Here is an 8,546-nt window from a genome sequence, read left to right as displayed (position 1 = left end):
GAGAACCGCAGCGAAGCAGCACAGGTACATGAATAGAAGGAACGCCAAAAGCAGCAGCCCTTCACGTGCACGATAGTAACCCCACACAAAGAGTTGGAGCTCCTTCAAGAACGACCCCGCCTTCAGCAAGCCGACAAAACCGATCGGGCCATTCTACACCAGTGAACAGGCGAAAGCAGTCAGTCAGCGCGGGTTCCCTCTACACGAAGAGGCGGGGCGCGGTTTCCGTCGCGTCGTTCCCTCGCCTCGTCCACGCGAGATCATGGACGTCGGTGTCATCAATACTTTACTTCAAGCAGGCGTACTTGTTGTGGCAGCCGGGGGAGGCGGTATCCCCGTCATACGTGCTGGAAACCAACTGCGGGGAGTCGAAGCCGTCGTTGACAAGGATCTTACTTCAGCACTGCTCGGCGAGTTGACTGACGCACGTCTCATGCTGATCCTGACCGATGTCCCCTGTGCCTATCGCGATTATAACACTCCGGACCAAAGCCCCATAGGTCGCATTGGAATCACAGAGGCTCAGAAACTGATCGATGAAGGGCATTTTGCGGAAGGTAGTATGAAGCCGAAGATAGAAGCAGCAATTCAGTTTTCCCGTCGGCCTGACTCCCGCACGATCATCTGTAACGTGGATGTCCTCGATCAGGCGCTCATTGGACTGGCGGGAACGATTATCGCAGAGGCTGAAAGTAAGGAATGATACATGGACCAGAAATTTAATTGCATCATTGCCGGAGCTGCGGGCCGTGATTTTCATAATTTCCTGACGTTCTTTCGAAAACATCCCGAGTTCTACGTCTGCGCATTTACTGCAACACAGATCCCCTTCATTGCCTCACGCTCGTTTCCTCAGTCACTGGCGGGACCGGACTATGCTGCCGATATTCCCATATTCCCCGAAGAACGGCTGCCGGAACTCATCCACCAGTTTCATGTGGACTTCGTTTTCCTTGCCTATAGCGACCTTGCACATGAAACGGTGATGCACACCGCCTCTCTGGTACAGGCGTGTGGGGCCAGTTTTGTACTGCTCGGCCCTCAGCATACACAACTGAAGTCGACAAAACCTGTCATTGCCGTCACGGCCGTCAGAACAGGTGCCGGAAAAAGTCCGTTGACACGCTGGATCGCACAACAGCTTAAGGCAACGGGACACATCCCGGCAATCATTCGCCATCCCATGCCTTACGGTGATCTCAAACGGCAACACTGCCAGCATTTTTCCACTGAGGACGACCTTGATCAGAACGAATGTTCCATCGAGGAACGCGAGGAGTACGAACCCTATCTGGAACTGGGATTTTCGGTATTTGCAGGAGTCGATTACGAGCTGATTCTTCGCACCGCCGAACGGGATGCGGAGGTGGTGCTGTGGGATGGTGGAAATAACGACTTCCCGTTCATCAAACCTGATTTGCTCATCACGGTGGCCGACGCATTACGCCCCGACCACGAAGTGCATTATTACCCCGGCGAATCCAATCTGCGGATGGCGGATGTGGTTATCATCAACAAAGTGGCTTCTGCAAAGTCAGCAGACATCACGCTGATCAAAGAGAATATCAGACAGTTGAACCCGAGTGCGGAAGTGATCGAGTCCAATCTCGACATTGTAGTAAATAATCCGCAACAGATAGAAAACCGCACGGTTCTCGTGATCGAAGACGGCCCTACCCTGCTCCACGGAGGTATGGCGACTGGGGCGGGCTATTGTGCGTCTCAGCAGTTCCAGGCTGCACGTTTGATTGATCCACGTTTGTTCGCAGTGGGTAGTATCGCTAAGGCGTTTGAAACTTATCCGCACATGGGACCGATCCTGCCGGCCCTGGGTTATTCGCCGGAGCAGCGACAGGAATTGAGTGAAACTATCAATGCCTCAAAGGCCGAACTCATCATTGACGCCACACCAGCAGGACTCGCTCATGTCGTGCAGACAGAGATTCCCATCATCCGGGTACGGTACGAGTTTCGACAGGTTTCAGGCAAGCCGCTTGCGAAAATCATTGATGATTTTATTCGTGGTTAATTTCCTCCTGGACTGTCGAGTGACTCTCGACAATACGATGGCATTGCGAGCGAAACTTGATTCAAACAAGGTCGTCCATTTCAGGTAACCACTGATACCAGCCTTCAATGTGGGTCTGCATCAGTGTCCTAATCGCTTCGCGATTGCCAGCGCGGAGCGTATCGATGAGTTCCCGGTGACTTTCAATGGTGATTTCCCGCACGCGACCCGTGATGTGTTCATGTTTCCGATGTAATGCAGCCAGCCACAGTTCCAGCGAGGGACGCAGCGAACGCCATGCCGCAATCAGTCTCGGACGACCGCTGGTCTCAACAATGAAGGTATGAAATTCAATATCGAGCTGGCTGATTTCTGCCACACTTTTTGACTTTTCCATCACCGCAATATTTGCTTCCAGAGCAGCAAAATCGGCTTCCGTGGCCTGAGCTGCTGCGTGAACGGCCACCAGCGGTTCGACGGATAACCGGAGCAGATACAGGTCTTCAAAATCGGCAGCCGTCATCGAACAGACGCGAGTCCGCCCACGATCATCAAACTCCACCATGCCGTCGCGTTCCAGAATCAGCAACGCTTCGCGGACGGGAGAGCGACTCACCCCCATCTCTGCCGACAAAACCGGCTCGGACAGCATGGCACCCGGCTCATGCAGCCCTTCAATGATTTCACTGCGCAACCGCTCTTCAACACCTTGTGTCAAAGTCTGACGCTTCAGTTTCGGAGCGACGCGAGCTTTTCCTGTCTTTCGACCATTCATTTTCATGGCAAGATTCCCTGATTATATTTCTGCAAGACGTTCTGTAGAGTCGCCAAACTGATCGAGCTGCAAACCGAATTTATCCATCAGTGACAGATACAGACTGCACATTTTTCGATTCGGTTGATCGAGGTAGTCGAGCACGCGACCGGTTTTCAGCTTACCGCCCCCGCCGCCAAGAATCACCACCGGTAATTTGGTCGCATCATGACCGCCTGTCAGCATACTGCTACAGTACATGATCATGGAATTATCTAATGCCGTGCGACTCCCTTCCTGAATCGCATCCAGCTTGCGCGCCACATAGGCGAGTTGTTGCAGGAAGAACTGGTTCACCTTGAGCCAGTCGTCCGACTCCTGGTGAGACAGCAGGTGATGAATCATATAATCGACCCCGAGGTTGGGAAATCGCAACGAGGAATGATCGTTATTGAGCTTCAAAGTGCAGAGTCGCGTTGAATCGGTTTGAAAGGCGAGCACCAGAATATCACACATCAGCCGCATATGATCGGCAATATCCTGCGGAATCCCATCGGCCGGTCGAACGATATTTGGTTTGTCGAGTGTCGGCCGCCAGCCCTGCAGTTCTCCCCGCTCACCAGCGTGTTCGATGCGTTGTTCCACTTCCCGAACGGAATTGAGATATTCGTCGAGCTTCTGGCGATCGCTGCGACTGATGGAACGTCGCAAGCCTTTGGCATCTTCCAATACCGCATCCAGCACACTCTGATCGCTCTTACTGGCATCCTGTCGGAACAGGCGATCAAAGGCAAGTGCAGGATAGACTTCCAGAGGAGTCGGGGTGGTGGGTGAACTCCACGAAATATGACTGCTGTAGAGCATCGAATAATTTTTGTGTACCGAAGGATTCGATTTTTCGCAGCCCAGTACCAGGCTCGGCACTTTAGTGGTCTGACCGTAGTGCTTCGCCAGGAGTTGATCAATACTGATCCCGCTGCGAATGCCCCCCCCTGATTCCAATGGGGCTCCACTCAGCAGGTTGCCTGTCTGAGAACTATGAATATTCCCCTTGAGGGCTTCCTCATTATACAGACCGCGGATGAAAAGCAGCTTCTCTCGAAACTCATTGAGCGGTTCCAGAACGGAACCGAGTTCCATCGTCTTGCCGGCTCCCTTGGCCCACCAGTGTTCGCGATGAAAGCCGTTACCGGAGAACATGGCTGCAAAACGAACCGGGGCCTCTCCCTTGACGGCCGTTGTTCCCGCCTCCTGTCCCCAGACTCGCAGAGACTCCAGCCAGGGCACCGCCATGGCAACACCTAGTCCACGCAGCATCGTACGTCTGGTTGTCAGATAAGCAGCCATGGAATCACTCCTCGGTTAAAACAGGAAAGTCTTTCAGTCGTTTTCAGTCACGCTGCCAAAATCAGTTCGGTCCGCGCCTCGGATCATACGGAACTGAGGGCTCAGCACAATGGTCTCAATCGCAGTGGAGATTCGATCATCATTTGCAGCCAGTTGTTGTAACAGCTCGTTTAGCAGAGGTTCATCGGAGAGTTGCACCGACCGTCCCAGGGCATAACCCAGCAGACGACGGTTAAATGTGCGCAGAAAATCGGTTCGACGGGTCGTGAGCAGATAATTGCGCAACCCATCGACACCGCGTACTTCCGTGCCATCGGGAAGCACTGCCGCGACATCAATCGGATGTCCGCCGGCGTCTTTTGTTCTCAGGCGTCCAATGCTGTCAAACTGCTCCAGGGTAAAACCAAATCCATCGATACGCTGATGGCACTTCGCGCAGGCGGGATTGGAACTGTGCTGCTCAATCAGTTGGCGTTCCGTCAGGTTTCCAGGTACTTCTTCGGGAAGGACGGGGACATCCTTGGGAGGCCGCGGGAGTTTCTCACCGAGCAGAAATTCCGAGACCCAGTTACCCCGCAGAATCGGGCTCGTACGCGAGGCACCAGACTGTTTTGACAGTGTCGCAGCCATCGTCAGAATACCGCCGCGCGACTGTTTTTGGGCACCTTCCACTCTCTGCCACGCTTTATCCTTCATGCCGGACAGCCCATAGAAGTCTGCCAATTGACCATTCACAAAGACGTAATCGGCAGCAAGCAATTCGAGCACAGAGCCATCATTTTGGAACAGATTCACAAAGAAACGAATGACTTCTTCATACATGTCGCTCCGCAGATTTTTGAATTCCGGAAAATGCTGGTCACTTTTTTCATCGAACTGATCGAAATCGCGAATGTGCAACCATTGGCATCCAAACTCAATGGCCATGCGACGAATTTTAGGATCTTGCAGCATACGGCGAACCTGGGCCTTCAACACCTCAGGTTGATGCAGTTTACCTTCGCGCGCCAGATTTCGTAATTCCAGATCCGGCTGTGAAGACCAGAGAAAATAACTCAAACGGGACGCCAGTTCCCAGTCACTGATTGAAGTCGGCTCGGTTCCCGCCGCTGCCTGCTCACTGCGATAAAGGAATGCCGGGGAGACGAGCACCCGCGCCAGCAGCATGCGAACGGCCTCTTCGTGGGGAAGTTCCTGTTTGCGAAATTCACTGTAAAGCGCAAGCAATTGCTCGCGTTCAGCAGGCAGCAACGGACGTCGCCAGGCACGATCGGCAAACTCGAAAACGGCCTGCAGATGCACGGGTTCGGTTTTCAACTGAAATTCTTTGAACTGTTTTGCGCGTTCGAGAATGCCTTCCCGCATCGGTGTGAAGGCACTCGGGTCGGCATCTTGCGTGGCAAACTGCCATAACTGTTCGTAGGCATCCACTTGCGTCAGCGGTGATCGACTCACAAAATGCAGATCGCTCCAAAGTCGGTTCAGCTCGGCAGTTTCGGCCTCATTCAGCATCAGTCGCTGCAGATGATCATCCTCGCGATAGAACAAGGTCAACGTCACCACTTCATCGACGGGCACGATTTTTGTATAACACAAAGCCAGCGGAAAGAGTTGGCGAAATTCTTCAAACTGTGCCAGCACCCGTTTTTTGACGGCGCTCTGCTCGGTAATCAGAACCGGAGAAAGCGGAATGACCGGGGTCTCACCATCGGACCATGTCGATTTGCGCCCGGTCGTTTTGTTAGAGCCGGCTGTCAGACTTGCCAGATGTTCCGGTTTCTCTGTCAGCACTTTCAGTTGGACCGTCCCCTGCGTACTGGTTTCCGCATGCAACTTGCCCGAAGCGACAAATTCATATCCCTCCACGAGATCAGCGGGAATCATCACTTCCAAGACCGATGGTGCCTGCACACACAGGTCTGCCGGTGGGAGGGCCTTACCGAGTGGATGTTTTCCAAAGAGCGCCGGATCGACTCCCAAGCTCGAGGAGGCCGGAGTCGCAGACGCCAGATTCTGATCCGTCAGTAATTGTTTGCGAACCATTGAAAAGAACGGTCCGTTGAGTAACGTCAGTTGCCGATAGAGCTGGTTATCAGGTGAATCCGCCGATAAGTCTCCCGGACCTTTTGAAATGAGAGACTGTAATTGGTCAGCCAGTTTTTTCTTCTCTTCAACACTCGGAGCAACCTGCCAGCGAGCCAATAGAGAACCGGCGGGAATAGCGATATTGGAGTTACCCTCGTCCGGTTCACTATAAAAATGCCAGACAGCCTGATTCCCTTGCAGATCGGCGTGTGGATTTCCCGCAAGAATGTGGGGAGAAACGTCCCGCGCCAAATTCCATTCAGCCTGACTACTTCCTTCGGCTTTGACTGACAGATCAATGGCAGTCAAATCGCACGAATGATTCCCGTCACGCGGACCGATACTCAGGGAAAGCAGATCCCCCTGTTTTACGATGAGATTCTCAAAGGGACCAAACAACGCTGCGTTTGCAGAATCTGCTATTCCTGAAGCGAGCACCTGACGTGTGCCGCCGCGATGTAATTCCAGTCGCCAGGTCACCCCATTACCGCAACCGATGTGTGCCCGCTTCACCTGCCCGGTCACTTTGACAGGACCAGCCAGGGGACTTTTCCAGCCCACAACCACTCGCAGAGTTGGCGTAGGATGAACGGCAACACTGTGCGGCTGCACCTCGCCCGGGATGCGGGCACTCTGATCGGAAAAATTGGCGACAACACTCAACGCATGATCTCCGACCCAGCCTTGAATGAAATCGTAGTTTTCAGTGCGTTCCAGTTTTCGGGAAATGTAGGAATCAATGGATGTTTTTTGCGCACCAACGCCCAGATAGGAAAGCCATGACGCTAACACCACTCGGTCGACAGCGTACTTCTGAGCAAGTAAATCGAGCTGACGGTCATCAAGCGGCCCCTCCACTTCAACAGCCGCATTCAAACTCGCTGCAGCGCTTGCCAGAATTTTGTCGCGATACGCCGAGAGAACCGTTACCACCTTCCGGACATCTCGTAACGGCAGATCGGGCTGACCTGGCGTAACAAAACGGGCATTTTCCCAGACGGCGTAATCGTCGGTATTACCATCGCCGGCGGTGGTAGTCACCAGATAAAGCGATAGGTTTGTTTTTCCTTTTGCTGCGGGAATTGGAACGCGAAACTCCTGCTGAGTGGCTACGGGTTGCACCGGAACCTGCCAGGCTGTGGGACCATCCCGTTTGCCGATGTGCCCGACCGTCGTAAATCGCCAGAGCGCCTGCTGCCACTCTCCGATTTCTGCTGCAATTTGCGGCGCAGCATCCGGTTTCGCTGTCTTCCACCGCCCCCGAATCAGATCAAGCAATTGTGAGGGTGTCGTATCATTCAGCGTTTTCCAGAGTGTTTGCAGATATTTTTCATTGAGAGAATAGTCGCGCGCTACCGTCGCGATGTTTTTCTTTCCCGATTGCAGAGCCTCACGTTCGATGAGTGTCACTCGCAAATATTTTTCGAGCGGCAGACGTCCGCCCCCATTCGTTTCAAAGCGAATACCCTGTAAATTGACGGCTGTCGCACCACTCACATCACTGAAGCGCGCATAAAAATTGCGGATGGCGGCGAGTTTTTCATTGGTCCAGTCGCGCCGGGATGTTTGTTCTGAAAACTCAATTCCGTGAGGCAGAAGCACGGCGTGACTGGCGACCCCCTTCGCCGCTTCCAGATATTTCTGCACCAGTGCAGGTGACATGACCAGCGAATTCCCGACATTCGTGAACCCCTCTCCTGCCGCACTGTCAACGGGAAATTCTTTGGCTGGCTGCAAGCTGATACCGGTCAGATCCTGAATGGTATAGGTATATTCGGCATTATTTAACCGTCTCAACACAACGGGTCCCGGATCCCCGGCGTTGGCCCTGGCTTCTGTATCTAATACGGTTTGAACCCAATTTCGGAGTGAGGTCAGTTCCGCCTGAGTTGGCTGAGGTTTCGCGTCCGCAGGCGGCATTTCTCCATCACGCAGCATCTCAATCACGCGTTGCCAGGGGACGACATCCCGACGAAGGTCGGCGACGGAATGAAATCGTTCCAGATCCAGTTCGCCCTCTTTTTTTGCTGCAGTATGGCAATTCACACAGTACTTTTGCAGTACCGCTTTTTGCTGACTGACATATTCTGCCTGCAACGGGGCAAAGATCTCCTCACTATTCTCCGCCGGTTTCTGGGCAAGCGATAAAGCCGGTACTGCGATCAGCAGCACAGCGATGAAGATCAAAAATCGTAGACCAGATTTCATGAGCGCCTCGACACGGAAACACAAAGTGGCTGGAGTTTTTTCATTTGCAGTATGCTCGACTTCGAATCCCTTCAAAGTCCGACTTAATGCTGGTCGGAGGTATTTTGAGATTCACTTCACCGAATGCTTTCGTCACCTGTACCC

5 protein-coding genes are annotated in these 8,546 nt (G+C 53.2%); 2 read left to right on the top strand and 3 right to left on the bottom strand.

Going from position 1 to position 8,546, the window contains the following annotated elements:
• The first annotated feature begins 142 nt into the window (after positions 1–142).
• Both Q0294_RS02995 and Q0294_RS02990 read left to right on the top strand, forming a co-directional pair.
• Positions 143–703, top strand: a complete 561-nt coding sequence (locus Q0294_RS02995) for a hypothetical protein (RefSeq protein WP_299460771.1) — start codon at positions 143–145, stop codon at positions 701–703.
• A gap of 3 nt (positions 704–706) precedes the next feature.
• Complete coding sequence (locus Q0294_RS02990) at positions 707–2,029, top strand: cyclic 2,3-diphosphoglycerate synthase (protein WP_299460769.1); 1,323 nt, start codon at positions 707–709, stop codon at positions 2,027–2,029.
• Between the two features lie 61 nt (positions 2,030–2,090).
• Here the strand turns inward: Q0294_RS02990 and Q0294_RS02985 are convergent, their stop codons facing one another.
• The 3 genes from Q0294_RS02985 to Q0294_RS02975 are packed head-to-tail and all read right to left on the bottom strand — an operon-like array spanning position 2,091 to position 8,402.
• The gene (locus tag Q0294_RS02985; RefSeq protein ID WP_299460767.1) at positions 2,091–2,789 is read right to left on the bottom strand and encodes a GntR family transcriptional regulator; all 699 of its coding nucleotides are present in this window, start codon (positions 2,787–2,789) and stop codon (positions 2,091–2,093) included.
• Between the two features lie 15 nt (positions 2,790–2,804).
• Positions 2,805–4,109: a DUF1552 domain-containing protein gene (locus tag Q0294_RS02980; RefSeq protein WP_299460765.1), complete on the bottom strand. Its 1,305-nt coding sequence runs from the start codon at positions 4,107–4,109 to the stop codon at positions 2,805–2,807.
• Positions 4,110–4,142: 33 nt separating this feature from the next.
• On the bottom strand, positions 4,143–8,402 hold the full coding sequence (locus tag Q0294_RS02975) for a DUF1592 domain-containing protein (protein WP_299460763.1): 4,260 nt from the start codon (positions 8,400–8,402) through the stop codon (positions 4,143–4,145).
• Between the last annotated feature and the right edge of the window lie 144 nt (positions 8,403–8,546).

It is taken from the genome of uncultured Gimesia sp. (genome assembly GCF_937919775.1).
Lineage (GTDB): Bacteria > Planctomycetota > Planctomycetia > Planctomycetales > Planctomycetaceae > Gimesia.
Note: the sequence above shows the minus strand (reverse complement) of the source record. Positions and strands in the feature narration are given on the sequence as shown.

Bases quoted from the DNA above. Each gene is read 5' to 3' on its own strand.
- Q0294_RS02990 (WP_299460769.1), top strand. From the start codon at position 707: ATGGACCAGAAATTTAATTGCATCATTGCCGGAGCTGCGGGCCGTGAT.
- Q0294_RS02985 (WP_299460767.1), bottom strand. From the start codon at position 2,789: ATGAAAATGAATGGTCGAAAGACAGGAAAAGCTCGCGTCGCTCCGAAA.
- Q0294_RS02980 (WP_299460765.1), bottom strand. From the start codon at position 4,109: ATGGCTGCTTATCTGACAACCAGACGTACGATGCTGCGTGGACTAGGT.
- Q0294_RS02975 (WP_299460763.1), bottom strand. From the start codon at position 8,402: ATGAAATCTGGTCTACGATTTTTGATCTTCATCGCTGTGCTGCTGATC.